The organism is Herpetosiphon geysericola (genome assembly GCF_001306135.1).
Classification (GTDB): domain Bacteria; phylum Chloroflexota; class Chloroflexia; order Chloroflexales; family Herpetosiphonaceae; genus Herpetosiphon; species Herpetosiphon geysericola.
In genome coordinates, this window is record NZ_LGKP01000025.1 from 183205 (window position 1) to 207733 (window position 24529).

25 protein-coding genes are annotated in these 24529 nt (G+C 52.1%); 12 read left to right on the plus strand and 13 right to left on the minus strand.

From position 1 onward, the window contains the following. Positions 1–409: 409 nt before the first annotated feature. Both SE18_RS16415 and SE18_RS16420 read right to left on the minus strand, forming a co-directional pair. The gene (locus SE18_RS16415; RefSeq protein ID WP_054535550.1) at positions 410–1633 is read right to left on the minus strand and encodes a glucose-1-phosphate adenylyltransferase family protein; all 1224 of its coding nucleotides are present in this window, start codon (positions 1631–1633) and stop codon (positions 410–412) included. Positions 1634–1651: 18 nt separating this feature from the next. Next, positions 1652–2899, minus strand: a complete 1248-nt coding sequence (locus tag SE18_RS16420; RefSeq protein ID WP_054535551.1) for a glucose-1-phosphate adenylyltransferase — start codon at positions 2897–2899, stop codon at positions 1652–1654. Between the two features lie 162 nt (positions 2900–3061). Here SE18_RS16420 and SE18_RS16425 point away from each other — a divergent pair, with 162 nt between their 5' ends. Both SE18_RS16425 and SE18_RS16430 read left to right on the plus strand, forming a co-directional pair. Then, positions 3062–3559 (plus strand): DinB family protein, encoded by a 498-nt coding sequence (locus SE18_RS16425; RefSeq protein ID WP_054535552.1) that lies wholly within the window; start codon positions 3062–3064, stop codon positions 3557–3559. 2 nt (positions 3560–3561) lie between these two features. Continuing rightward, positions 3562–4053, plus strand: coding sequence for a DinB family protein (locus SE18_RS16430; protein WP_054535553.1), 492 nt, complete (start codon positions 3562–3564; stop codon positions 4051–4053). Positions 4054–4324: 271 nt separating this feature from the next. Here SE18_RS16430 and SE18_RS16435 read toward each other — a convergent pair whose 3' ends face one another. The 3 genes from SE18_RS16435 to murJ form a co-directional block, all read right to left on the minus strand. After that, complete coding sequence (locus tag SE18_RS16435) at positions 4325–5500, minus strand: ArsA family ATPase (protein WP_054535554.1); 1176 nt, start codon at positions 5498–5500, stop codon at positions 4325–4327. A gap of 144 nt (positions 5501–5644) precedes the next feature. Beyond that, positions 5645–6067: a YqaA family protein gene (locus SE18_RS16440; protein WP_054535555.1), complete on the minus strand. Its 423-nt coding sequence runs from the start codon at positions 6065–6067 to the stop codon at positions 5645–5647. Further along, entirely contained in the window at positions 6067–7563 is a 1497-nt protein-coding gene (gene murJ / locus SE18_RS16445; protein ID WP_054535556.1) for a murein biosynthesis integral membrane protein MurJ, read from the minus strand. The genes SE18_RS16440 and murJ overlap by 1 nt, the downstream gene beginning before the upstream one ends. Before the next feature lie 39 nt (positions 7564–7602). Here murJ and SE18_RS16450 point away from each other — a divergent pair, with 39 nt between their 5' ends. The 6 genes from SE18_RS16450 (at position 7603) to SE18_RS16475 (ending at position 11841) form a co-directional block, all read left to right on the plus strand. After that, positions 7603–8100: a pyridoxamine 5'-phosphate oxidase family protein gene (locus SE18_RS16450; protein WP_054535557.1), complete on the plus strand. Its 498-nt coding sequence runs from the start codon at positions 7603–7605 to the stop codon at positions 8098–8100. Beyond that, complete coding sequence (locus SE18_RS16455) at positions 8097–8504, plus strand: pyridoxamine 5'-phosphate oxidase family protein (protein ID WP_054535558.1); 408 nt, start codon at positions 8097–8099, stop codon at positions 8502–8504. The genes SE18_RS16450 and SE18_RS16455 overlap by 4 nt, the downstream gene beginning before the upstream one ends. Positions 8505–8513: 9 nt before the next feature. Continuing rightward, positions 8514–8954 (plus strand): SRPBCC family protein, encoded by a 441-nt coding sequence (locus tag SE18_RS16460; protein ID WP_054535559.1) that lies wholly within the window; start codon positions 8514–8516, stop codon positions 8952–8954. Between the two features lie 9 nt (positions 8955–8963). After that, the gene (locus tag SE18_RS16465) at positions 8964–9572 is read left to right on the plus strand and encodes a sugar transferase (protein WP_054535560.1); all 609 of its coding nucleotides are present in this window, start codon (positions 8964–8966) and stop codon (positions 9570–9572) included. 8 nt (positions 9573–9580) lie between these two features. Further along, entirely contained in the window at positions 9581–10213 is a 633-nt protein-coding gene (locus SE18_RS16470; RefSeq protein WP_083469960.1) for an acetyltransferase, read from the plus strand. A 494-nt stretch (positions 10214–10707) separates the two neighbouring features. Next, positions 10708–11841 carry a hypothetical protein gene (locus SE18_RS16475; protein ID WP_152976674.1) on the plus strand — a complete coding sequence of 378 codons (1134 nt, stop codon included), beginning with the start codon at positions 10708–10710 and terminating at the stop codon, positions 11839–11841. A 12-nt stretch (positions 11842–11853) separates the two neighbouring features. Here the strand turns inward: SE18_RS16475 and SE18_RS16480 are convergent, their stop codons facing one another. The 3 genes from SE18_RS16480 to SE18_RS16490 all read right to left on the minus strand — a co-directional run bounded on the left by SE18_RS16480 (position 11854) and on the right by SE18_RS16490 (position 14358). After that, on the minus strand, positions 11854–13305 hold the full coding sequence (locus tag SE18_RS16480; RefSeq protein ID WP_054535562.1) for a PepSY-associated TM helix domain-containing protein: 1452 nt from the start codon (positions 13303–13305) through the stop codon (positions 11854–11856). Between the two features lie 113 nt (positions 13306–13418). Next, on the minus strand, positions 13419–13886 hold the full coding sequence (locus SE18_RS16485) for a c-type cytochrome (protein WP_054535563.1): 468 nt from the start codon (positions 13884–13886) through the stop codon (positions 13419–13421). 82 nt (positions 13887–13968) lie between these two features. Further along, on the minus strand, positions 13969–14358 hold the full coding sequence (locus tag SE18_RS16490) for a hypothetical protein (protein ID WP_054535564.1): 390 nt from the start codon (positions 14356–14358) through the stop codon (positions 13969–13971). Positions 14359–14525: 167 nt separating this feature from the next. Between SE18_RS16490 and SE18_RS16495 the strand changes: the two genes are divergently transcribed. Together SE18_RS16495 and fmt are read left to right on the plus strand one after the other, a co-directional pair. After that, on the plus strand, positions 14526–14984 hold the full coding sequence (locus SE18_RS16495) for a GNAT family N-acetyltransferase (protein WP_054535948.1): 459 nt from the start codon (positions 14526–14528) through the stop codon (positions 14982–14984). A 70-nt stretch (positions 14985–15054) separates the two neighbouring features. Beyond that, on the plus strand, positions 15055–15975 hold the full coding sequence (fmt, locus tag SE18_RS16500; protein ID WP_054535565.1) for a methionyl-tRNA formyltransferase: 921 nt from the start codon (positions 15055–15057) through the stop codon (positions 15973–15975). A 159-nt stretch (positions 15976–16134) separates the two neighbouring features. Here the strand turns inward: fmt and hutH are convergent, their stop codons facing one another. The 4 genes from hutH to gyrA form a co-directional block, all read right to left on the minus strand. Next, positions 16135–17721 (minus strand): histidine ammonia-lyase, encoded by a 1587-nt coding sequence (hutH, locus tag SE18_RS16505; protein WP_054535566.1) that lies wholly within the window; start codon positions 17719–17721, stop codon positions 16135–16137. Between the two features lie 128 nt (positions 17722–17849). Next, a complete protein-coding gene (locus SE18_RS16510) occupies positions 17850–18386 on the minus strand; it encodes a hypothetical protein (protein ID WP_054535567.1) in 537 nt (178 codons plus the stop codon). Positions 18387–18792: 406 nt separating this feature from the next. Then, complete coding sequence (locus SE18_RS16515) at positions 18793–19170, minus strand: hypothetical protein (protein ID WP_054535568.1); 378 nt, start codon at positions 19168–19170, stop codon at positions 18793–18795. A 350-nt stretch (positions 19171–19520) separates the two neighbouring features. Beyond that, positions 19521–22004 carry a DNA gyrase subunit A gene (gene gyrA / locus SE18_RS16520; RefSeq protein ID WP_054535569.1) on the minus strand — a complete coding sequence of 828 codons (2484 nt, stop codon included), beginning with the start codon at positions 22002–22004 and terminating at the stop codon, positions 19521–19523. 191 nt (positions 22005–22195) lie between these two features. Between gyrA and SE18_RS16525 the strand changes: the two genes are divergently transcribed. Together SE18_RS16525 and SE18_RS16530 are read left to right on the plus strand one after the other, a co-directional pair. Further along, on the plus strand, positions 22196–23020 hold the full coding sequence (locus SE18_RS16525; RefSeq protein ID WP_152976675.1) for a hypothetical protein: 825 nt from the start codon (positions 22196–22198) through the stop codon (positions 23018–23020). After that, positions 23010–23897 carry a hypothetical protein gene (locus SE18_RS16530; RefSeq protein WP_054535571.1) on the plus strand — a complete coding sequence of 296 codons (888 nt, stop codon included), beginning with the start codon at positions 23010–23012 and terminating at the stop codon, positions 23895–23897. Before SE18_RS16525 ends, SE18_RS16530 begins: the two co-directional genes overlap by 11 nt. Before the next feature lies 1 nt (position 23898). On the opposite strand, the gene SE18_RS16535 is transcribed toward SE18_RS16530, so the two are convergent. After that, a complete protein-coding gene (locus SE18_RS16535; protein WP_054535572.1) occupies positions 23899–24474 on the minus strand; it encodes a metal-binding protein in 576 nt (191 codons plus the stop codon). Positions 24475–24529 lie beyond the last annotated feature (55 nt).

Below are 24529 nucleotides of genomic sequence, written 5' to 3' on the forward strand. Positions count from 1 at the left end.
GAATCTGTGGCAAAAAACTTAACCTTCGCGATCTTCGCGGTTTCCATTCTTCGTGCTCTTCGTGTCCTTCGTGGATCGGAATGTTAACGCAGAGGCGCAGAGGAATATGGCTATGGGCTATTAGTTTGAGGAATTTCAATCCTAATCATCTGTGGAAATCTGTGGCTTAAAAAACTGATCATTCGTGCAATTTGTGCAATTCGTGGCTAAAAAATAAATCTTTGTGGTTTCCGAACTGCAAAGCCTATTTCGTTGCTAACGGGAGACGCAGGGGGGTTATATCCCTGCGTCTGCTAATAGTTATGAGTTGGAATGTTGGTGCTTTCTCTATTGGCTCAAGATTTTGTGAATTGGCAATACCGCACCTTCGTGCTCTTCGTGTTCTTCGTGGTTTCAGCCTACTCTAGCCTTAGAATGTTTCGCCGCTGGCCAAATCTTGATCAACGAAGCTACGGGCGCTTACCACAACATTGCGGCCAATCGTATGGCCGGCGCTAACTCGCGCTGCCTTGCCAATCACGGTTAAACCAGTGTTCAACAATTGCGGTTGGGCAGCATTGGGCATGCCAATTGGGCCTTCGCCCACTTTGCAATCGCGGCCAATTACCACCTGTTTGTCAACCACACAGTTATCAAGCACCACACCTGGCTCAATCACGCTATCGGGCATAATGACCGAATCGCGGATAATTGCGCCTGCGCCAACCACAACTCCGGTGCCAATTACCGAGCCAGAAACATGGCCATCAACCCGACAACCATCGCAAAGCAAGCTGCGTTCGATCCGCGCTGAAGAGCCAAGCTGGGCGGCTGGGCGTTCAAACGAGCGCGTGCGCACCACCCACTCAGGATCATACAAATCGAGCGCTGGGGTTTCGGCCAGCAAGGCAATATTCGATTCGTAATAGGCTTGCACCGTGCCAACATCAGCCCAATAGCCATTGAAGGTATAGGCGCTAACATTGGCTTCGCTGACGATGCGCGGCAACATTTCGCTGCCAAAATCAACCGATTGATCACGATAGAGCAGATCGACCAAATATTCTTTGCGGAAGGCATATACGCCCATCGAGGCCAAGGCGCTGCTGGTACGGCGCGGCTTTTCTTCGAAGTTCGTCACCCGACCTTCGCCATCGACCGTGACCATGCCATAACGATAGGCTTCGTGCGGCGGCACGCTATGCACCGCCAAGGTAACATCAGCGCCGCGCTGCATATGCAAATCGAGCAAAGGCCGATAATCCATCTTGTAGACGTGATCGCCAGCCAAAACCATCACATAATCAACGGGCCGTTCTTCGATCACATCGAGATGATAGCGAATGGCATCGGCAGTACCACGTTGCCAACCGCCGCCATCGGGCGTTGGAAAGGGGTGCAAGACCCGCACGCCGCCTTGCAAACGGTCGAGATCCCATGGCTTGCCTACACCAATATGCTCGTGCAACGAACGTGGCTGATGCTGCGAAAGCACGCCAACATCGTAAATACCCGAATTAACACAATTCGAAAGCGTAAAATCGATAATTCGATATTTGCCAGCAAACGGTGTTGCCGCTGCTGCTCGGCCAGCGGTTAGCACGCTTAACGAAGGGCTTGCCCCACCAGCCATAATCAAAGCTAAAACACGCATACTACACACTCCCCAGCACTAGATCGATTCGCCGCTGGCGACATCGCCGTTGAAGCGGTCTTCATCGCAATCGGATGGAATCACAACATTGCGGCCAATGCTAATGCCTGCGGGAATATGCGCACCCTTGCCAACAATGCTAATGCCCGTGGTCAGTTTATCGGGCTGTAAACGGTTGGGAACGTTCTCAGTGCCAACCCCAAGTTGCACATTCGCCCCAATCACCACATCTTTATCAACAATCACCCGATCAAGCACCGCGCCGGGGCCAATCCAGGTATCGGTCATCACGATCGAATCGCGCACCACCGCCCCGGGCGAAACGTACACCCCAGGCGAAAGCACCGAATGCTCAACCGTGCCGCGCACCACACAACCATTGCAAATCATCGATCCTTCGACTTTGCTTTGCGGGCCAAATTTAGCTGGCGGGCGTTCCTCGGAGCGGGTGTGAATCCGCCACTCTGCATCAAACAAATCGAGCGTGCAATCGGGATCAAGCAATTCCATGCTGGTTTCCCAATACGATTGTACCGTGCCCACATCGACCCAATAGCCTGAGAAGGGGTGAGCATACACATTGTCGTTGGCGATCATGGTCGGGATGACATGCTTGCCAAAATCAAGATTTGGATATTGGCTACTGGTTTCGCGCAACCGTTCGACCAAACGCTTTGCATCAAACACATAAATGCCCATCGATGCCAAGGTACCCTTATCGCGGGCCTTGGGTTTTTCGCTAAACTCGACAACCTGATCGCTATCGTTAACCGTCATAATCCCAAAGCGATCAGTTTCTTCGAGCGAAACGTGCATGACTGCCACCGTCAGATCGGCGTTTTTGGCCAAGTGGGTGGCGATCAAATCGCGGTAATCCATCTTATAAATATGGTCGCCGGAGAGAATCAGCACGAGGTCAGCTCGTTGTTCACGGATGTAATTGATATTTTGCAGAATGGCATCAGCGGTGCCGCTATACCAACTCTGATCATCGCGACCTTGATAGGGTTGCAGCAAGCGCACCCCGCCGCGATTGCGGTCGAGATCCCAGGGCTTGCCGATGCCGATATGGTCGTTGAGCGAATGAGGCCGATATTGAGTGAGCACCGCAACATCGAAAATATTGGAGTTAACACAGTTGGAAAGCGTAAAGTCGATAATGCGATACTTGCCAGCAAATGGAACCGAGGGCTTGGCGCGTTTTTCGGATAGCACGCTTAAGCGTGTCCCCTCACCGCCAGCCATAATCATCGCGACTACGCGCATAGAACCTCCTTTGGTACCGGGGATTCGCGCACCATTATACTCAATTTCGCCTGTCCTCACGCCAAAATCAAGCAACGCATTTCAGCCAAATTATCTAGCCCCAAAACTGGCAGAGTTTGCTATGCTTAGGAGTATTGATTGGTGTGTTACGAGGAAACCCCTATGAGCAATCACGATCAATTAGCATTAGTGCGCCAAAAGCATATCGAACTGATGCGATTGACCCTCGATACGCTGGGCCATGTGCTCAGCAACGTCAGCCAAGATCAAGCCACTAGCTTGCGCGATGGCCCCGACGGCTGGACTGTGGTCGAAGTGCTGTGCCATTTACGCGATTACGACCAGATTTTTCTCGAACGAGCGCTGATGATGCGCGATCAGGATTTTCCGTTGTTGCCAAGCTACGATCACGAAGCTATGGCGATCGAGCGCAACTACAACGGCAACGATCTCGGTACCGTCTACGCAGCCTTGCAGGAATCACGCCCCCGCTTTATCGCCTTTTTCCAAGCGCTCACCCCTGAACAATGGGCCAAAGCTGGCACGCACCCAGAACGCGGCTACTTTTCGCTCACCGATGCAGCCATGCAAGTTGGCATTCACGATGTGATTCACCTTGAACAAATCAGCCGGATTTTATTGCAAGCAAAGGGGCAATAGCCATGTCTGATTCCAGTTTAATTAATTCGATGTTGCGCTGGCATGTGCCACTGATGAGCCGCACGCTCGAAACTTTGGGTCATATTTTGGCTCGCGTTAGCCAACAACAAGCCACAACCTTGCGCGATGGCGCTGCTGGCTGGACGGTGCTCGAAGTTGTCTGCCATTTGCGCGATTACGACCAGATTTTTCAAGAGCGTGCGACCAGCATCATTGAGCAAGATAATCCGCTGTTTCAAAGCTACAGCCCTGATGAACTGGCTCGCGAGCGCAACTATAACGCCAGCGATTTACACGCCGTCTATGCTGAATTATGTGTTTCGCGCACCCGCTACGTGGAGTTTTTCCAAAGCCTCAACCCTGATCAATGGCAACGCCAAGGAACCCACGCCAAGCTGGGCGCATTCTCACTGGCCGATGCCTTGATGCAGGTAACTGGCCACGATTTGATTCACTTGGAGCAAATTACGCGGATTTTGTTGCAAGCTGAATAGCGCACGAGGGATCAGGGGCCAGGCGTTAGAGATCAGGTGACAGCAACCACGAAGATCACGAAGAACATGAAGTTTTGATCCACGAAGGACACGAAGATGATAAGGCTCTAGGCTGTTGTCCCAGAACGACCAACCGATCCCCAGCCCCTGACTTCAGACCCCTCGTCCAAAAACCCCTGCGTCTCCCGCCTTGAGGCGGGACGGAAGGGTGGTGATCACACCCAATTATGTGAAAAAACCACCCTTTTAACTTTTAAGCAATCACTTACCGCTAGGCAGTTTCAAGCGGCGCTGGCGCACCAAATTGCACCACCAACTCGCCATTACGAAACACCGCGCGCAAGGCTGGCCGATCAGCCAACATCGTCGGCAAAATCATCTCGCGGCGGAAATTGCCAATTTCAATAAACAGCTGATCGCCACGTTTGGTCATATTAACTTTATTAACTTCGACGTGGGGCAAGGGCAAGCGTAATTCATATTGATCGCCTTGCTTAGTAATGTCCATGGTTTTGCCCACGTAAAAAACATCAAGCGGATTGCGATCGCCAAACAACGCTGCGCCCACATCAGCCAAATCATCAAGGCCTTTAATTTCACGCGAGTACATTGGCGCTTCCCAAATTGGCAACGGCGTGAAAATATCGTGCACTTGAGCGCGATAGCTGGCCTGCACTTCTTGCATTTGCTCAATAAAACTATGGCCACGCACATCGCTTGGCATGACCCGATTGAGCACCACGCCATCGACCGGATAGCCATACAAGGCCAAGTAGGTGGCTGCGCGCTGGGCCTCTTTGATGACCATGCGCTCTGGGTTGACTACCAAGCGATAGGAACTAATCTTGGGATCGGCCAAGGTTGCGCGGAGCGCTTCGACCTGTTCAACAAAGCGTGGCAAGGTGTCGAACATATCCGAGGCTGGCACCAAAGCCCGAATCAAGGGCTTGGCCACTTTCATGGTGCTGGTTTCCCATTGCATCACCCGCGAAGCATACCAGGTGAAGGTTTCGGGCATGGTCAGCAAGCGCACGGTTTCGCCAGTTGGCGCTGCATCAACAATGACTGCATCGTAGTTGCCTTCTTTGGCCTGCTTGCGAATATGCAACAAGCTGACAACTTCTTCCATGCCTGGAATCACGGCTAATTCTTCGGCGGCAACTTCGTTTACACCCTTGCGCTTGAGCAAATTGGAAACAAAGCCTTGCAACTCGCCCCAGTGTTGGCGCACTTCTTCGAGCACATTAATTTCTTGCGCCCAGAGGTTATCGCTCAGTTGGGTTGGGTTAGCACCAACTTGGCAATCGAGGGCATCGGCCAAGGAGTGGGCCACATCGGTGCTGACGACCAAGGTTCGATAGCCCATGCGCGCTGCCCGCACGGCGGTTGCTGCTGCGGTTGTGGTTTTGCCAACGCCACCCTTGCCAAGATATAAAATCAAACGCATTGTATGTTCCTTTCGCTGCATTGCGAGAATAGATGAATCGCTCGCTGCACTGCTACATTGGACGTTATGGTCAACTGGGTAGTTGCAGCCTCATGGTATTATCGCATATCGTTACTACGCAAAGAGGCTGGGTTGGGTTTTGGATTAAACCCACAGCACTGCCGCACCAATTGCTGCATAACGCAACGCTTTGCCAAGCGTAATCCACGCCATACTTGGCAACCATGGCAGATCCAAGGCCCCAGCCACGCCCACCAAGACATCGCCAATCACTGGCAACCACGCCAAAATCAAGGCTGGCGTGCCCCAACGCCCAAGCCAACGCTCAGCCCGTTGCATGCGCTCAGCAATTTTGCGATTGCGCTGATCGATGACTGTCCGTGCTCGTTGCCCAAGCCAAAAGGTCGTAGCCGAGCCAAGCACATTGCCCAACGTAGCAATAAATAACGGCAACCATAACGATTCAGCATGAACGACCATTGCGGCCAAGGCTGCCTCTGAACCAAGAGGCAAGACTGTTGCCGCCAAAAAACTAACCCCAAATAAACTTAAATACAACCAAATCATTAAATTTTTCCTTGTTGCCAACGCTGCCAGAGCACGCCAATTTCCGCATTTCGGCCCAAGGCCAAAATCAGGATAAAGCCAAGCAAACCGACCAGCGAGGCACTCGATAAACTCAGTAATAAGCTGCTGGTGCTGGTTGGTTGCCATGCCCGCATCACCAGCCATGCCGCCACGCCAGCCAAGCAGCTGGCAAGGCCAACCTGCCAAGTAAAACGCCAATTCAAGCGCATTGGTTGCTGCACAGTTTTTTGAGCCAACCAAGCCAAGGCCAAAGTTTCGGCCCATAATGAAACGGTTGTGGCCCAACCAAGCCCAGCCAAGCCCCAGCGCCGCCACCACAAGGCCAAGCCAATTTGCAGCAACGCGCCCAGCACCCGCATCACGCTGGGCCAGCGCGTATCGCCCATTGCATAGCTGAAACGAATTAACAAACTGCTGAGCGCTAAGGCTGGCAAACCAGGCAAAGCCGCCCACAAGGCTGTGCTGGTCATCTGCACCGATTGTTGGTCGAATGCACCGCGTTGCAGCAACAAGGCCACAATCTGCTGGCACAAGACCATGCCCAACACCATTAGCGGCACAGTTAGCAGCAGTGACCAACGCCAACAACGAGCCAACCAAGCTTGCAAAGCCTGATAATTACGTTCCAACACCAAGCTCGTCAAAATGGGAAACAGCACCCGCCCAAGCACTTGCGGCAACAAAATAATCGGTACTTCGACAATTCGCCGCGCATAGGTTTGGGCCGCAACTGCGCCAGCGCCAACCGTCGAAGCAATTGCATTCTCAATCACGCTAATCAAATGCACCGACACCAGCGAGGTTAATAATAATGGATAAGCATGCTGCAAAACCGTGGTTAATCGCGCTCCCCGCCAGCGCCAGCTTGGCAACCACGGCACATCTGCTTGCAACAAGGGAATTAATCGCAACACCGCGCCAACCACCAAGCCCCAGGCCAAGCCATAGACGCTGCCTGTTGCCAACAAGGCAATTACTGGCACCAATTTCAACATCAAATCGGCCAAGGCTGGGCGCGTAAATTGCTCAAAGGCTTGATACCAAGCGCCGAGCACCGCCGAAAAACACATTACCGGAAAGGCCAACAAGCCAATCCGAATAATTTTAGCGGTCATCAGCAAGGTTGGTTGGTCGAAGCCAGGCCCAAATAAGCGTGCTAATTGCGCGGCGTAAAGCCAGCCCAAGCAGGTTAATGGCACTGCCGCCAAGCCAACCAAGCCCAAACTGGCGCGCAATGTGCGTGGGCTAGCAGCGCGATCATGCAAAATCATCGGCACTAAGCTTGGGCCAGCAATATCGCCCAACAAAAAGCCCATCAGCAACACAACCGCCGCACCAGCCAAATAGGCATCAGCGGTGGTGCTCGTGCCAAAAAAGTGGGCTAAAGCAAGCTTTTCAGCAAAACCTAGCATTTTATAAGCAGCAGTAGCAGCGATCAACATCAGTGAGGTTCGAACGATGGTTGCAGGCTTCATAGATACTCATTTAATCAAATTGCTCGTATAATTGACATTATGCAACACCAAACCGAACAATTAAGCGATGGGCAACGCCTCAATGCGGCCCAAATTTGGGCATTTTTAGCCAAAGTCTCGGTCGGACGCTTGGCAACCCACGATCATGCCCGTAATCAAAGCAATCTCGCGCCGCTGTTTTTTGTCTGCGAAGCGCCGCATATTTATTTTGCAACTCAGCCAGGCCATAAGCTTAATTTGTTGCGCCGCTATCCACAAGGGGTTGGTTTGCAAGCAGATGCCTTTGAGCCAACTGGCTCAACCAGCGTTTTTGTGTGGGGCCGTTACCGCGATGTGCCACTTGGCGCAGAATATGCCCATGCCATTCGCTTGCTAGCCTTCAAATATGGTACTGGCTTCTGGCAACAAATTCTCGATCAAGCAACTAAGGCATTGAAAGCTGGGCCACGTGCAGTCATCAACACGATTAGCCAAGCAACCACTGGCTGTATTCAGATCGAACGCATCGGCGGGCGGCACTGGGAGCATGGCCTATGATGCGTATTTTAGCGCCAGCAGAAGCTTTGGCCTTGCTCGATGAACTGCAAGTGCTGCGCATTGCTGGCTTTGACCAAGCGCGCGCGGCAAGTTATGCAGTTCCCTTGGCTTTTGTGCGCCACGATCAAACCTTGTTGATTGCGGTGCGTGCAGCAGGCCGCTTGGCGCAACTGTTGCAACAACAACCCACTGGTTGGTGCATCGAAGCTGATAAAATCAACCCCGATTGGACGTTTCGCTCAGTTGTGGCCGAAGCCAGCGCCAAGCCCTTGGCCGATGGCAGCCTTGCGCTGGTGGCCTTGGCCGAACGCTATGGCCGCAATTGGCCGCAATGGCGACCAAACGCCCCAATCCAAGCCTTTTCATTAGAGCTAGCGGCGATCCAAGGCCGCCATAAAAGCTAAGGAGCGCCGATGATCACCGTGACCCGCGAACGCCAGCTACGCCGCCCAATCAGCGAATTATGGCAATTGTTGACCAATCCGCATAATTTACCGCGAATTTTGCCACGGATTGCGCGAGTTGACGTGAGCGAGCCAACCAGCGATGCACAGCCACTCACTGCCTATTTCGATTTTGGCGCATACCTTGGCACACAGGCGGCCCAAGGCACATTTAGCACCATTGAGCAACAATCGATTCGCTTTGAAGCTGAACAACCCTTGCCGATTGTGGCCCATTGGCAACTTCAGCCCCAAGCCAATAGCACCAAAGTTCATGCCAGCCTAAGCTTTGATCTCAAGCCAATTTTAGGCCCAATCGCCAAAGTTGTGCCGATCAGCTTGGTTAAAAGTGAAATTAGCCGTGAGCTAGAGCAAGCCTTGCGCCGCATCGAACGCTTGGCATTGAGCTAAAGGAACGCTATGCAAGCAACGCCACTTGCTCCAAGTAAACGCTGGTTTGATCTGATTGTGGCTGGATTGGGGCTATTGCTGCTTAGCCCATTGTTGCTGCTGATCGCTGGCGCAATTAAATTGACTTCGCGTGGCCCAATTTTCTATAATCGCCCCCGAGTTGGGCTGGCTGGGCGTGAATTTCCTTTCTATAAATTTCGCACCATGGTGGTTAATGCAGAACGCCAAGGCTTAGGTATCGAAATCGCCCATAATGATCAGCGCATTACCCGCGTTGGCCAATGGCTGCGGCGTTGGAGCTTCGACGAATTGCCCCAATTATTGAATGTACTACGCGGTGAGATGAGCTTAATCGGCCCGCGCCCCAGCTTGCCTGAACAAGTAGCGCGCTATACGCCCGCACAGCGCCAACGCCTCGCGGTTCGGCCAGGTATTACTGGCTGGGCGCAAGTTAATGGTCGCAACGATATCACTTGGGAAGCCCGAATTGAGCTTGATTGTTGGTATATTGCGCATTGGAGTTGGCGGCTCGATCTGCTGATTCTCTGGCGCACAATCGGCGCAATCGTGCGGCCTGTTGGCATTTATGGTCGCGATGGCGTGGCCAAAGATTTGTGAGGCAAATAATGCGCCCAGTGATTATCGTTGGCACTGGCGGCCATGCTCGCGAAGTTGCCGAAATTGTGCAGGCCCAACATGCGGCAGGCCAAGGCGGCCCATTGCATGGCATGCTGACCGATGATCAAACTCAACATGGCACAACCAGCCTTGGGATTCAAATTTTAGGCCCAATTGCTTGGTTGACCAGCCGTTTAAGCCAATTTAGCGTCATTATCGCGATTGGTGATAATGCCACCCGCCAGCGAATTGCCCACCAATTTGGCTCAGAGTTGCACGCTGCTAGTGCAATCTCGCCGTATGCAATCATCTCGCCGCATGCCACAATTGGCGCAGGTGCAATGCTTTTTCCCAACGCGGTTGTTGGCCCTTTAGCCAGCATTGGCCCCCATAGCATTATGAATGTTGGCGCCAGCGTCAGCCACGATAGCACTGTTGGCGCATTTTCCAATCTCAACCCAGGCTCGCATGTAGCAGGCAATTGCCAGCTTGGCGAAGGTGTTGCGCTCGGTATGGGCGCGAATGTTATCCAAGGCCGCAGCATTGGCGCGTGGACGGTGGTGGGGGCAGGAGCAGTGGTTATTCGCGATCTGCCAAGCCAGGTCAAGGCAGTTGGCGTGCCAACTCGTTTGTTAATCTGATCCACGAAGGACACGAAGGGCACGAAGGACGGAAACCGCGAAGAGCGCGAAGAACGCGAAGGTTTCGTTTTTGCCACAGATTGACTCAGATTAGCTCAGATGATTGTTCCCATAGCCACACATCCTCTGCTGCAATGTGTTTAATGTTTAGCCACTGAACCTCCGACCCCTGGCCCCTAGACCCCGACCCCCATTTTTATTTTTGACTTCTGCCTTTTGATTTTAGCCCTTCATCCCTCATTCTTCACCTTCATCCTTTCTGTTAGCCAATAGCCCAAAGCCCAAAAGATAGGAGCATTGGCGCTTGCTAAATTTCACGAATAGTACGATTATGTGTAGAATAGAACCTTGCCCCCAGCCTGTGGGTTGACCAGAGAAGCGAAGGCTGTAATCAATTATTGACGATTTTGCCTGTGGGGGTTGCGATGGCAACTCAGAAAAAATTGCTCGCTTCACGGGCTCAAATAGCCTTAGTTAAAATGAGCGAACAATCTGTGCAACAACGAATTACCGGCACGCTTGCCGACGAAATTGGCGAGCGGCCTGCAACCTCAACTGCCGAAGCGCGCGCCTCAGCAGTTATTGCGGCCCAAATGCGCCAAGTTGGCCTCGAAGTTGGGGTGCAAACCTTCTCGGCTGCTGCTGCTCCCAGCGCGGGCTTAGGCCTGCTGGCTGGGGTGGGGTTGGTGGCGCTTGGCTTGGGCTGGTGGTTGCCCTATCCTTCAATTGCCTTGATGGTATTGCTGCTGTTGCTCGCTGTGCGCGAACTGCATGGCCCGCCAGTTTTGGCCAGTTTATTGCGCCAACGCCCCAGCCAAAATGTGATTGGCACTCGGGCTGCCACTCGTACTCCCCGCGCACGGATTGTGCTGTTGTGCCACCTTGATTCGCCGCGCATGCTTTCGCCCAGTCGTGCTAGTTGGCTGCGAGTTTGGCTGCTGAGTATCCCTTTTGGTTTCAGTTTGGGCTTAGTCGCGCTTGGGATTGCTATTTTCCTGCCTGCTTGGCACAGTGTGTTATTAATTCCTGGCTTGTTGCTCTTGGTATGTTTGCTGGTTGTGCTACGCCGCGAATCGCGGGCAGAATGGACTGTTGGCGCTGTTGATGCTGCCGCCGTCGGAACCGCAATTGCACTCGCCGCCGATTGGCCCCAACGCGATGATGTTGAGTTGTGGGTTGTGGCCCTCGGTGCGGGAGCCGCCGCAGGCTCTGGCATTCAAGCTCTACTCAACAGCTATCCCTTTCCCAAAGAAGAAACGTGGTTCATCAATTTGCCATGGCTTGGGCGCGGCAATTTGACGATTGTGGCTGGCGAAGGCTTGTGGCGCGAGCGTAAGCCCGATCAGCAACTAGCCAAGATGTTCCACGAACTGCAATCCGCCAGCGCGCCGCTCATTCGCTCGGCTTATCGCGGCGAACGGCTTGATAGCGCTCGCCTTTTGGCCTTGGGCTATCATGCCATCAGTGTGGTTGGGCTTAAATCTGATGGCACGGCAGCGGGCTTCCGCCAGCCAGATGACGAAACCCGCTTGCTTTCTGTGCCCCAAATGGAATTGGCTTTGCGCGTGTTGCGGCGCGTGCTCGATCGTTTTGCTCGCAATCAAAGCAACGAGCCGCAACGGCCCTAACCCTGTTTGCAATTAGGCAAAACGCTGCTTCAAGCCTGGCGCAAACCGAAACAGCGTTAGATCCAACACCAACATAAACAACAGCGATGCACCAACCAACGGAAAGGCTAAACTCGCTAACGCCACCAGCAACAGCACAGGCTTCCAATGTGGGAAATTCGCTGGTAAATTTGGCGCACCCAAGCGCCCAGCAGGTCGGCGCTTCCACCACAACACCACGCCCGAAACCGAAAGCAGCAACACGGTCAACGCGCCAAATAAGGCCAAAAGTTGGTTGGGCAAGCCAAAATATTTGCCTTCGTGCAGCGAAATCCCCATACTGACTGCTTTGGGAACCAAGGCATAATCACGCCAACGAATATCAGCCAAAATTGCCCCGCTATATTGATCGACGTGAATTGTGGCTTCGTCAGCAGGATCGTTGGCGACCGCTGCGATGGTGTACACGCCTTTTGCGCTGCTTGGTGGCGTAACCGTAAAGCTGGCAATCACGCCCCGCGCTTTGGCCACCGCAATCACCGAATCCAGTGTAACTGGCGTGGCAGCTTGCGGCCCTTCGCTGGCGCTGCTTGGCACTGGTGCACTGGTTCCGTTGCCGCGATGCTCAGCATGATCGCTATTCGATTGCGGCAATGGCGCTTGCTCAACCGCCCATGGCACAACTTTATCGGTCGTAGTGTTGAGGCTGCCAGTTAAGGCTGTCGATTCCGGAATATTGCTCCACAGCTGGTTGGGGTATTTGCTCGAAATATTGGCAAAGTTTTCGCCCCAATAGCCCGTCCAAGGCAAGCCCGTAATCAGCAAAAACAACACAATCAACGAGGCGTACATGCCTGGTACAGCGTGCAAATCGCGCCAGAAAATACGTTTATTTTTGCTGCGCAAACGAGGCAACCATGTGCCCCAAATGCCGCTTTTCGAGCGTGGCCACCAGAGGTAAATGCCCGAAAGCGTAAGCAAAATCGCCCAGCAGGCAGCCAATTCAATAATTCGATCGCCAACTGTGCCAATTAGCAACTCGCCGTGCAATTTCAAAGCAACCGTTTGCAAGTTCCAATCTTCATCGCGCTCACCAAGCACTTGGCTGGTATAAGGATTGACAAAAACCGTCAGGTTGCGCCCATCGCTGGTACTCATGCTTATTTCAGTACTGCGATCATGGGCATCGCTTGGGCGAATTTTGCCAACACTAGCCGCAGGATAGGCAGCTTGGGCCGCAGCAACTTGGCTGGTGTAGCTTTGGGCCGAGCCGCTGGTATGGACAACGTTCATCAAATCGCCATACATCAACCGATCAAGTTGCGGCTTGAACAGATAAATGCTGCCAGTTACCGCCAACACAATCATCAAGGGCACAACAAATAGACCTGCATAAAAGTGCCAACGCCAAATTGCCCGATAAAAAACCGACTGTGCCCGCCGTTCGTCGCTGGTTATGCCATCGTTGGTAGTTGTAATTGTCATTTAAAAACCTCGTTCGTTCTGCAAGAAGGATGGAGTTGCTACGCTTATCCCAATTACTGCTGCACCAAAGCCGTGACGTGCAACGTGAGATAAACGCAGCAACTAGCTCGGATTTACTGCAAACTTAATAAATAGGCCACTACGTCATCGACCTGTTGGGGTGTAAGCGCATCGTCATAGCCCGCAAACATCAAGCCTTGGGCAAAGCCATCGACCACATAACTATTGGGATCGACAATTGAGCTGTGTAAATAGGCGTTGGCGGTTTGGCCTGCAACCCGCGTTGCGGCACGCTGGCTAATTCCGGCCAGATTTGGCCCGACGGTTTGCGGTTTGGCGGCATCGACCACATGGCAACTCAGGCAGGGTGGCGCACCAGCAATCGCGGTCGTGCCATCGAAAATTGCCTTGCCAGCAGCAGCGTCGCCAGTGCTTGCAGCAGTATTGCCAGCTCCAGGAACCGTCGTTGGAACGCCAGTAAAGCGCCCTATATTGCTATCGGTTGTGGCTGAACCACAGGCGGCCAAGCCCACAAGCGCCAATCCAGCAATGGCAGAGCGCAAACGCAAAACAATTGGCATTGGAGAAAACTCCCAAACTCAAACATTCTCAGCGTAAAGCCACGCTGAGATCACAAAGGCGTATTTGTGGATTGAGTTGGGTTTAACGGGGAGGGGGTGTGGTTAATCGCTGTTGATACGAAATTAAGGGGTGTTGAATCAGCCAATTTACCCGCCGCAAGCTGCGCAAGCCAAACCCAAGGCTTGGCCAAAAACCAAGCAGCGCAAACATTGCCACCAAACCGCTGCCCATGCCATTTGAGGCTAGGCCGCTCGGGGTTCCATTGGGCAATGAATCTGCTTGGTTCATCAGTTCGCAGACAAACATGCTTGCTGGCTGAGCCTCAGCATTTAACAGCATTGGTTGGTGTTGTAGCCAACAATGAATCACACAGCCCAATGGACACACCAAAGCCAGCTGAACAACCATTGCCCAACCAAAAAGTGTGCGCCATGTAAGCATTTTGGATTGTTGCTGGAGCCATCCAAGCATACTGGGTTGTTTCCGCCTGCTATTGCCGCTGAACTGCGCGTTATCTTAACACAGTTTCAGTTTGCTGCGATCAGGCATTAACTTGATTGTGCTCCCTCTCAGGGCGGATGTGGGCTGAGCCACAAGTTGGTATGCTCGCCATCTTTACCATTGCAGGAGTTTCAATTATGCAAAATCCAACCCTTGGGCAGATTCGCCCCTATACAGCAGCCGATTGGGCTGTCGTTAGCCAAATTCACGATGCAGCCCGCCCCGACGAACTGCGCGGCGCGTGCGACCCACGAGCATTTATCCCGCTTGCAGACGATCAAGTCTCGCTCAGCGATTTTGAGCAATCACAAAAATTTGTCATCAGCATTGATGATCAGGTGGTGGGCTTTGTTGGGATTAATGGCAAATATCTTGGCTGGTTGTATATCGCGCCAAGCCATTATGGCCGTGGCTTGGGCGGCCAATTGCTCAATTTTGCCCTTGAGCAGATTGGGGCTGGCGCTTGGACGATTGCCCTTGCTGAAAACCGCCGAGCCGTTGAACTCTATCAACGGGCTGGCTTTATCAGCAGCAAAACCTTTGAAAGCGATAATGCTGGCTATCCTTGCACCTGTGCCCGTTTAGAGCGCGCCTAGCTGCTTTCGATTTTCCAGCAAGCACGGTATCATGCGTGCTGGAAAACTTTCTCAGTCTGAGGTATCGCCAATGCGAATTTTATATTTAGGCACGCCCGAAATTGCGGTTGCGCCACTTGAGTTATTGCACGCCAGCGGCCATGAGATTGTCGGTGTCGTGACCCAACCAGATCGACCTGCTGGGCGCAAAAATGTGCTCACCGCGCCGCCAGTCAAACTTGCCGCCGAACGGCTTGGGATTCCGGTGTTTCAGCCAGAAACCCTCAAAGATCCAGCGGCGGTCGAGCGCTTGCAGGCTTTTGCGCCAGAAGTTGGGGTTGTTGCGGCCTATGGCGAGATTTTGCGCAAAAATGTTTTACAAATTCCCGCCTTGGGTTATTTGAATATTCACCCATCGATTTTGCCGCTCTACCGTGGGCCAGCACCAATTACGGGGGCAATTTTGGCAGGCGATGATTTAGTTGGCGTGTCGATCATCAAGCTCACTGCCAAAATGGATGCTGGGCCAATCTTGGGTCAAGTGGTCATGCCCTTGGCCAAGGATGCGCGGGCTGGTGAATGGACGGCCCAACTGATGCGCCAAGGTGGCGAGTTGCTCGCTCAGCTCTTGCCAGCCTATACTGCTGGTCAAATTCAAGCCCAAATTCAAGATGATAGCCAAGCAACCTACACCCAAATGATTAGCAAAAACGATGGCTTGATCGATTGGAGTTTGCCAGCAATTGTGATCGAACGCATGACCCGCGCCTATGATCCATGGCCTGGAACTGCGGTAAAACTCAACGATCAGCCATTTAAAATTCTGCGATCCAAAGCGCATAGTAGTTGGAGCGGCAACGCTCAGCCAGGCACGCTGATTGAACAAGAAGGCCAAATTTTAGTCGCGACGGGCAGCGGCGCACTCGAATTGCTTGAAGTTCAGCCAGCAGGCAAACGCCCAATGGCCGCCAGCGATTGGCGACGCGGAGCCAAAGATCTAGAACGCTTGTAAAGGCTGGGAATCGGTGGTTGGGGATTGGGAAGTTAAAACCGATCCCCAACCCTAACGACCATGGTCTGCTCCCCTTGCCTGTCTTCAGTGAGCGAGAGGTTGGAATAAAGGAACTTTAGAACCGATCCCCAGTCCCCGATCCCCAATAGCCGATTCCTATTACTCTGCCAAAGCCAAGTTGCCAGCAACAATCAACTGCTTCAAGCGCTCGATATGTGGATACATTACGGTATCTTCGGCCAAAAATGGCACAACCTGCCGAATTGCCTGCTGCGCCAACGCCGTGCCTTGCCCAAGCTGCAAATGCTGATGCTTTTGCCAACGTAAATCAATCGCTTGGGCAGCACACAACGCTTCGCAAGCCAAAATGCCCACCACGTTATCGTGCATCTCAACCGCTTGACGGGCGGCGGTCGGCCCCATGCTGACGTGATCTTCTTGATTGCCCGAGGTGGGAATCGTATCGGCAGCAGCGGGATGCACCAGCACTTTATTTTCACTCGCCAACGCCACAGCCGTATATTGAATCAACATCATGCCCGAGTGCAAGCCGCCTTGCTCGGTTAAAAATGGCGGCAGCAAATTTCCATTCAAGCCTGCATCAACCAAGCGCGCCGTGCGGCGCTCGCTAATGTTGCCCAGCTCGCTCAAGGCCACTTTAAGAAAATCCATCGCCAAGGCCAATGGCTCGCCATGGAAGTTACCGCCCGAAATCGCCTCGTATTCGCCAGCAAGCTGCTCAGGATCAACCGGCACAATTAAGGGATTATCGGTGGCGCTGTTGAGTTCGATTTCGGTGGCCCAGCGCCCATAACAGGCTGCATCGCGAATTGCGCCATGCACTTGGGGTACGCAACGCAACGAGTAGGCATCTTGCACTTTATGTGGCCCATACAGCGCCGGATCAGCTTCGCCGTTGGGATACACAAAGCTGCTGCCCTGCAACAGGTGGCGAATACTGCGCGCGCTATCGATTTGGCGCGGATGCGGACGAATCGCATGCAGCCGTTGATCAAAGGCCGAGGGTAAGGCCGCCAAGGCTTCCATCGACAAGGCGGCGATAGTTTCTGCAGTGCGACACAATTGCTCTGCATCGTAAATTGCTAAGGCTGCCAGCCCGCTCAACAAGGCGGTGCCATTGGTCAAGGCGAGGCCTTCTTTGGCCTCTAAAACCAAAGGTTTTTGATTCAAGCGGGCCAAAACTTCGGCTCCGCTCATGCGTTGACCATAGACTGGCGATTGGCCAGCCTCAACCGCCTCGCCCAAACCAAGCAAAATCAAGCTGGCATGCGCAAGCGGCGCAAGATCGCCACTGGCACCAAGCGAGCCTTGGCAGGGAATAATTGGCAATATATCGGCGTTGAGCAGATCGAGCAGGGCTTGGGCAACCAAGGGGCGAATGCCCGAAAAGCCTTTGGCCAAGGTATTGACCCGCACAATCAACATTGCCCGCACTTGGTCGCGGCGCAATGGTGTGCCTGTGCCAGTGGCATGGCTCATAATAATATTGCGTTGCAATTCGCGCACATGGTCGCTATCAATCGTGCGATTCTGAAAATGGCCAAAGCCCGTGGTGATGCCATAGACCACCTGACCTTCGGCCACAAAGCGCTCGACAGCAGCGCGCGAATAGTGCATTCGTTCAATTGCTTCAGGAGCTAATTCAACCTTAATTGCTGGATTCCGAGCGGCAGCCACCAAACCATCGACAGTTAACTGCTCGCCATTGAGCACTAAACGTTCCACAATGCTACCTCGCTAGCTTAATTCGCTTTCGGCGTTAGTATACCAGCCGCCAGCAATGGTTCCTGCTTGCGAATCGAGTGTAGGTGCGAGATGCTATGGCACATTCAGCTTGGATTTAGGTTTATCTGCTACTCACACACAGGGCCATTGGTTGTTGATTTTGGTTCGATGGTTGCCAATAAATCCAACAACGCCTGTGGATCGCCAAGTTGGTATTGACCCTGCAAATCGATTGGCCAATTGGGCGTTGATAGATTGTTAAACGCAGCGGTGGCTTGAACAGGATCAAGATTAAGCGCAATCAGACGGGTATCTGCTGGCTGATCAAGGCTGTTGGTCTCGAAGATGAGCAAGGTTGCTTCGCTGGCACTGATCGGAGTTGTGCTTTGGGGCATAAGCATCGTATCGACAAACTGCTGAATAAAGGCTTGATCACGAATCGTAATACAACTTTGCGTGGTAGGGTTATGCCATTCAATTTCGAGCGCTTCGCGCAAGTTGCTCACGCGCAGAAATTCTTCTAAAGTTGTTGGCTCAACAACTTCGCCTGGCGCAAATGGGCTTGCTTCGGGTATGTTGGTAGGTAGCTGGGTTGAATCACAGCCAAAAAAGAGCAAACTAAATAACAAGCATCCCAATCCACGTTGATAGAACAAACGAGACATAACGAATCCTTCTTGGAAATTAAAATACTTGCAATATTATTGTTCACTTGATCAAGCATAGATAGTACTGAGCAATGAAGGTTAATCAATGCTTATTATTTATCGCTAGCTAAAATAAAATTCTAAATCAATTGTAGATTTAAGTGCTACATAACCTATTGCTGGAAATTAAGCAAAGAGGATGTGGAATGGAGTATGTTGGGAGTGAAGTGTGGTAATTGATGATCTTTCTCGAAAAAGAGAATAGCAAAAAAAACTATACCTGTCAAGCAATATCCACATCGCAGATCTGCTTGAATTGGTATAATCGATATATTCTAAAGCATTGAAGAAAAATTAAGCCTAGGAGAAATAAATAAAAACCTGCGTCACTCTCTCTTCTCAGGAGCTACGAGCCAACGCAGATTTAGATTGTGAGCATGGTATGGAAGTGGGCACGATAGGGTGCATAGCTGGCTAGCTCACGCACATAATCGCATACTTCGCTGCGCAAAATCGGGTCGTTGTAGGTTTGGATTAACAGCTCCAAGGCATTGACCACATACGCCCGCGGTTGATAGTGGTAACACGATGACTTGCCTTCACCGGCGATGGAAAGAATCCCTGCTTCACTGAGCTCTTTGAGCGCGCGCTCAATGCTCCATATATCACGCCCGAGCTGGCGGGCGATGTGAGCAGCCGTGCCTTGATTGACTGTTCGTTGTGCAAATAGTATGACACAATGCAGCTTTTCGGGAGTATCGATCGCTTGCTCAAGCAACATATAAACGCTTGAAGAGATCATGCTCGCCTCCTTGCAATCCTCTTTGACTGCGCGGAAAAGAGACCCCGCTATCATGGCGGTTCACAGGCTCCTCGGCCTGTTGGTGTATCTTCCGTTCCTTCGCTTTCTGGGTCAATAGGTCAGCCGACAGCGGACAGTGGTGATGGTAAGTAGATGGGATATAGAGGTGGAAAATTGCTGGTATTATGTTATGTCTCCCCGATTATATCACAGTTTCCATGAATAGCTAGATTAAAACAGGGTAAAAAAAGTGTGATCTAGGTATATAGCTGAATTTGAGTTTAACCCGCAAAAACCCGTTGCACATCAGGCATGCAACGGGTTTTTCGCAAATGAATTGCTTAAAAAGCTTAAGCAGTGAGGGTTACTGTGCCGGGGCTATCGTTGGCATCCGAATCGTCGCTTTTGTCGTCAACTGGAGTTTCAGCCGAGACTGCGGCAACTGTATCTTTCTTATCAAGATTGATTACATTAACGCCTTGGGTTGATCGCCCATATTTGGAGATCTTATCAGCACGGGTGCGCATCACTACGCCATTGCGCGTAATTGTGGTAACAATATCGCTATCAGTCAGCACTAATGCGGCGGCAATAATATCGCCTGGCTTAAGCCGCATGGTAATTACCCCTTGGGTTGCCCGCCCCTTGACTGGATATTCTTCAAGGTCGGTACGCTTGCCCATACCATGTGAGGTAATCACCAGAAGTTGTGAATCTGGTCGAACCAAATCCATCCCCACCACTTGATCTTTGGCCGACATTTTGATCCCAATCACGCCACTGGCTGGCCGACCCATCGGGCGTACTTCGTCTTGGCCGAAGCGGATGGTTTGACCATGTTGGGTTGTCATCAAAATATCTTCATCGCCATTGCTGGTTTTGACCCAGCGTAGTTCATCGCCAGCATCAAGCCCAATCGCAATCAGCCCATTCGAACGCACCGAGCTATATTCGCTCAATTTGGTACGCTTGATTCGGCCTTTGACGGTGGTCATCACCAAATATTCGCCATCGTCGAAATCGGGAACGGCGATTAATGATGTGACCAATTCGCCTGGCTCTAGCGAGATCAAGTTGACCAACGGCAGGCCTTTGGCCGTGCGGCTGGCATCGGGTACTTCGTGTACTTTGAGTTGATAGACTTTCCCACGGTTGGTAAAGAACAGTAAGTCGTTCAGCGTATTACACATCAAGAGATGTGCCACCACATCATCTTCTTTGGTGGTCATGCCTTTAATGCCCCGCCCACCGCGATTTTGCACCCGATAGGTATCGCCAGGCAGTTTCTTGATGTAGCCGCGATCGGTCACCGTTACCAACACATTCATGTCGGGAATCAGGTCTTCGGTGCTGATATCGCCAGTTGCATCGGCAATAATTCGCGAGCGGCGCACATCGCCATATTTTTCCTTCAGCTCGGCCACATCATCTTTGATGATGCTGAAAACCCGTTCTGGCTTGGACAAAATATCTTCGAAATCGGCGATTGAGCGCAACACTTCTTTATATTCATCCTCGATCTTTTTGCGTTCGAGGCCAGCCAAACGCCGCAATTGCATTTCCAAAATCGCTTGCGATTGCAATTCGCTGAGTTTGAAGTTTTTCATCAAGTTGCTGCGCGCTGTTTCCGCAGTGCGGCTAGCGCGAATCGTCGCAATCACTTCGTCAAGCTGATCAAGCGCAATCTTCAAGCCTTCGAGAATGTGCGCCCGTGCTTTGGCTTTGGCCAAATCAAACTCAGTGCGTCGGCGAATAACGATTTGGCGATGCTCGATATATTCTTGCAGTGCTTTTTTGAGCGAAAGCGTGCGTGGCTGCTTGCCATCTTCGACCAAGGCCAACATATTGGCGCCGAAGGTCGTTTGCATACTGGTGTATTTGAAGAGATGATTGAGCACCTTTTTGGGCTGGGCATCTTGCTTCAAAATAATCACCATTCGAATCCCAGAGCGGTCGGATTCGTCGCGCACGTCGCGAATGCCTTCGATCCGTTTATCCTTGACCAACTCGGCAATCCGTTCGATCAAGCGTGATTTATTGACCTGATAGGGCAATTCGGTCACGACGATATGATACGCACCACGGGCAGCTTCTTCGATATGGGCTTTGGCACGAATGAGAATTCGGCCACGGCCACTGGTGTAAGCACTAACAATCCCTTCAGTGCCCAAAATCGAGCCGCCGGTTGGGAAGTCGGGGCCAGGAATGAACTTAATCAAATCTTCAACCGTCGCATCGGGATTATCGACCAAGTAGCTAATGCCATCGCAAATCTCGCCGAGGTTATGCGGCGGAATATTGGTGGCCATGCCGACTGCAATCCCCGATGAGCCATTGAGCAGCAAATTGGGCAAGCGGGCTGGCAACACCAGCGGTTCTTGATAACCACCATCAAAGTTGGGGCCAAAATTCACCGTGTCGCGGTCGATGTCGCGCAACAATTCTTCGGCAATTTCCTTGAGTCGCGCCTCAGTATATCGGTAGGCGGCAGCTGCGTCGCCATCGACACTGCCGAAGTTGCCTTGGCCATCGACCAGCGGATAGCGCATATTCCATGGTTGGGCGAGCCGCACGAGCGCATCGTACACCGAAGAATCGCCGTGAGGGTGATACTTCTTGAGCACTTCGCCGACAACACCTGCACATTTGGAATAGCGAACGTTGTGCAACAGCCCTTCGCGGAACATTGCATATAAAATCCGCCGTTGCACTGGTTTGAGGCCATCGCGAGCATCAGGTAACGCCCGCGAGACAATCACACTCATTGCATAATCGAGATAGGCAGTGCGCATCTCATCGACAATTGCAACTGGCTTGACAATCCCTATTTCCATGAATTTTATCCCTTACGTAAGCGCTAAATCCCTAAAGTTAATCTCCTTGTATTATACCGTTAAATAGCCATAATGTCGAATATTTTTAGCACAAATATGCTATATTTCGTTAATCTGCTCAGCAATCAGCAGATCGTTGCTATACTAGGCTGAACAAGCAAACAATGGCTGAGGCCAAGAAATTGAGCGCTATGCTAGCACTGTTTTTATTCGAACAACACGACAGCGTTTTGCGGCGGGCGGAGCTTGCGCAAGTGCTTGAACAAGCAGACCACATGCGCCAAGCCTTGCGTTTACAGGGCTATACGGCGCTTGGTCCAGCGCTGCAAACTTGGAATCCAGCAGCCCAGCGCATGCTCTATCAGCCGATTGCCCATGTGTTTGATCCGAAGTTAAGCGCCGAATATAGCGTGCAACAAATCGAGGCCCGCTTGGTGGCTGAAATCTGGCTGACGCTTGATGCTCAGCAACGCTACAACCTTGCAGGCATCTATGATCAATTGAGCGAGCAAGGCTTGGAGCCATTGAGTGCACCGTTGATTCCAGTCTTGCCGTTGGTTGGGGTCGAGCCTCGGGTGCAGGCCTATATTCCGGTCGTGCCGCTAGGGGCGCGGGCGTTATGGCCACGTCATAGCTGGTGGGTGCGCAAGCTTGGCTGGCAACGGCCTGTGCCTGAGCTTGGTCAACAATTGACCTGGCGCGATCAATGGCAGCATACATGGCCACCTTTTTTACGTTTACAATTGGCCGCAATCATCAGCATTTTGCTCTTGAGCATGCCTTGGGCTTTGGTTCAATGGTGGCTGGGGGCTGAGCCACAGGTGCTTTTTTTGCAAAGCGTTGCGATCTTCACAGCCCTGCGTTGGTTTGGTATCATTGGAAGCATGCTATTGGGAGTGGTGATTTGGCGCCAGCGCCGCAGTGCAATTCAGGCATGGAACCGTTTTTGGGCAACGACCCCAACACCACCCCTCTTGATCATTGAGCTAGAGTCGGAGAAACAGCGTGAGCAATGACTTTCCCATCGAACACCTAATTGCCCAACATCTGCCTGAGGCGATGGCGCTCCAACTGCATGTTTTGCCAGCCCACCAAGAGCTGATTGCCCCGCTGCCAACAGGCTATGTTGGGCCAGTTATGGCCGCAGCAGAACAGTGGCTCAAAGTCCATGGCTATCGTACCTTGGGGCCATGGATGATTGCCTGGGGTCCAACCGGCCAGCCCCAATTACGCCGCCCAGTTAGTGGCGCACTCAAGGCAATTCGCGAAAAAGATTTTCAAACGGTTGAAGTGCCAGAGCAATTGCTTTTGGCGGTGCCATTCGTTGGCTGGCCGGTCTTGCCGCATAATTTTACCCAACCAGTTAATAGCGTTGGGCTGAATATTATGGGGTCGCCCATGTTGCTTGCCTTGACCGATTCACCGCCAACCATGGCTTGGGTTCCGGTCGTGCCACGTGGCACAAATACCCTTTTTTCCATTGAGCGCAGCAAAATTGGCCTCTTGCCAACCCATCCCAAACCAGGCAAGCAAATGCCGATGCTTGATGCATGGCTCCGAGCAAGCTATACCCTAGGCCGATTTTTGACGATCCTCGTGATTGGCTTTGCCTTTTTGATGTCGGTTAGCGTGATTTTTTCCCTGCTGATTGGCGACATCGACCTTGGCTCCGTTCAATCGCAGTCATTTGTTATTGCGTTTCAATCTGGCATCCTCGCGATCTTAGGAAGCCAATTTATTATTATTTCGCTCTTGATCATCTTTGCGATCATTGGTGCCTATAAAATGAATGCGATTGCCAATTGGAACCGTTTTTGGCAGCAACGCCCAACCCCACCAGAGCTGCTGCTTGGCAGTCGCGGCGATGGCAAAGTTGGCACCTGGTTGGGCTAAATTACCAACCCCAATCATCGCGGCGGCGTTTGCGGCGCCGCTTGCGCCATGGCATTAACAGCGAGCGGTGGTAAGGCTCGCGGCCCTCAATCAGCCAATCGGCAATTGAATGCACCGCGCCACCAGTAATGAAGCCAATCAAGCCATAGATAATTAATTGGCGATCGCTATACCAAAGCTGTTTGAGGTCGGCAATAAAGGCAGTGCTGATGGTGGCAGTATCAACTGGTGTAAAACTATTAATCAGGGTCATGCCCAGATAAAACGAAAGCCAGACCATCACCAAGAAATAGGCTAACCGAAAGAGTGGGCCAAACACCAAGCTATGCGAAATTCCGGCGCGATGCGGCACCAGCTCGCGATAGGGCCACCAAATAAAGCGCAGTGGCCCCCAGCGGTTATACGGTTCTGAGGCCAAATCGAGGTCGGGCGAGAAGGCCATGCCAGAGACCATATGGGTTCCGGCCCAAACAAAAGCCGCTAATAAATCACTGTTTGGTACCAACCGCCAAATCACTGGAATTCCAACAATGCCCGTAAAAACTGTTAGCATATCATGGGTTTTACCATCAGGCATTGGGCAACGCTCCTAGAAATAGCAGAATGGATAGTTCAGCTGTGCTATTATCTTT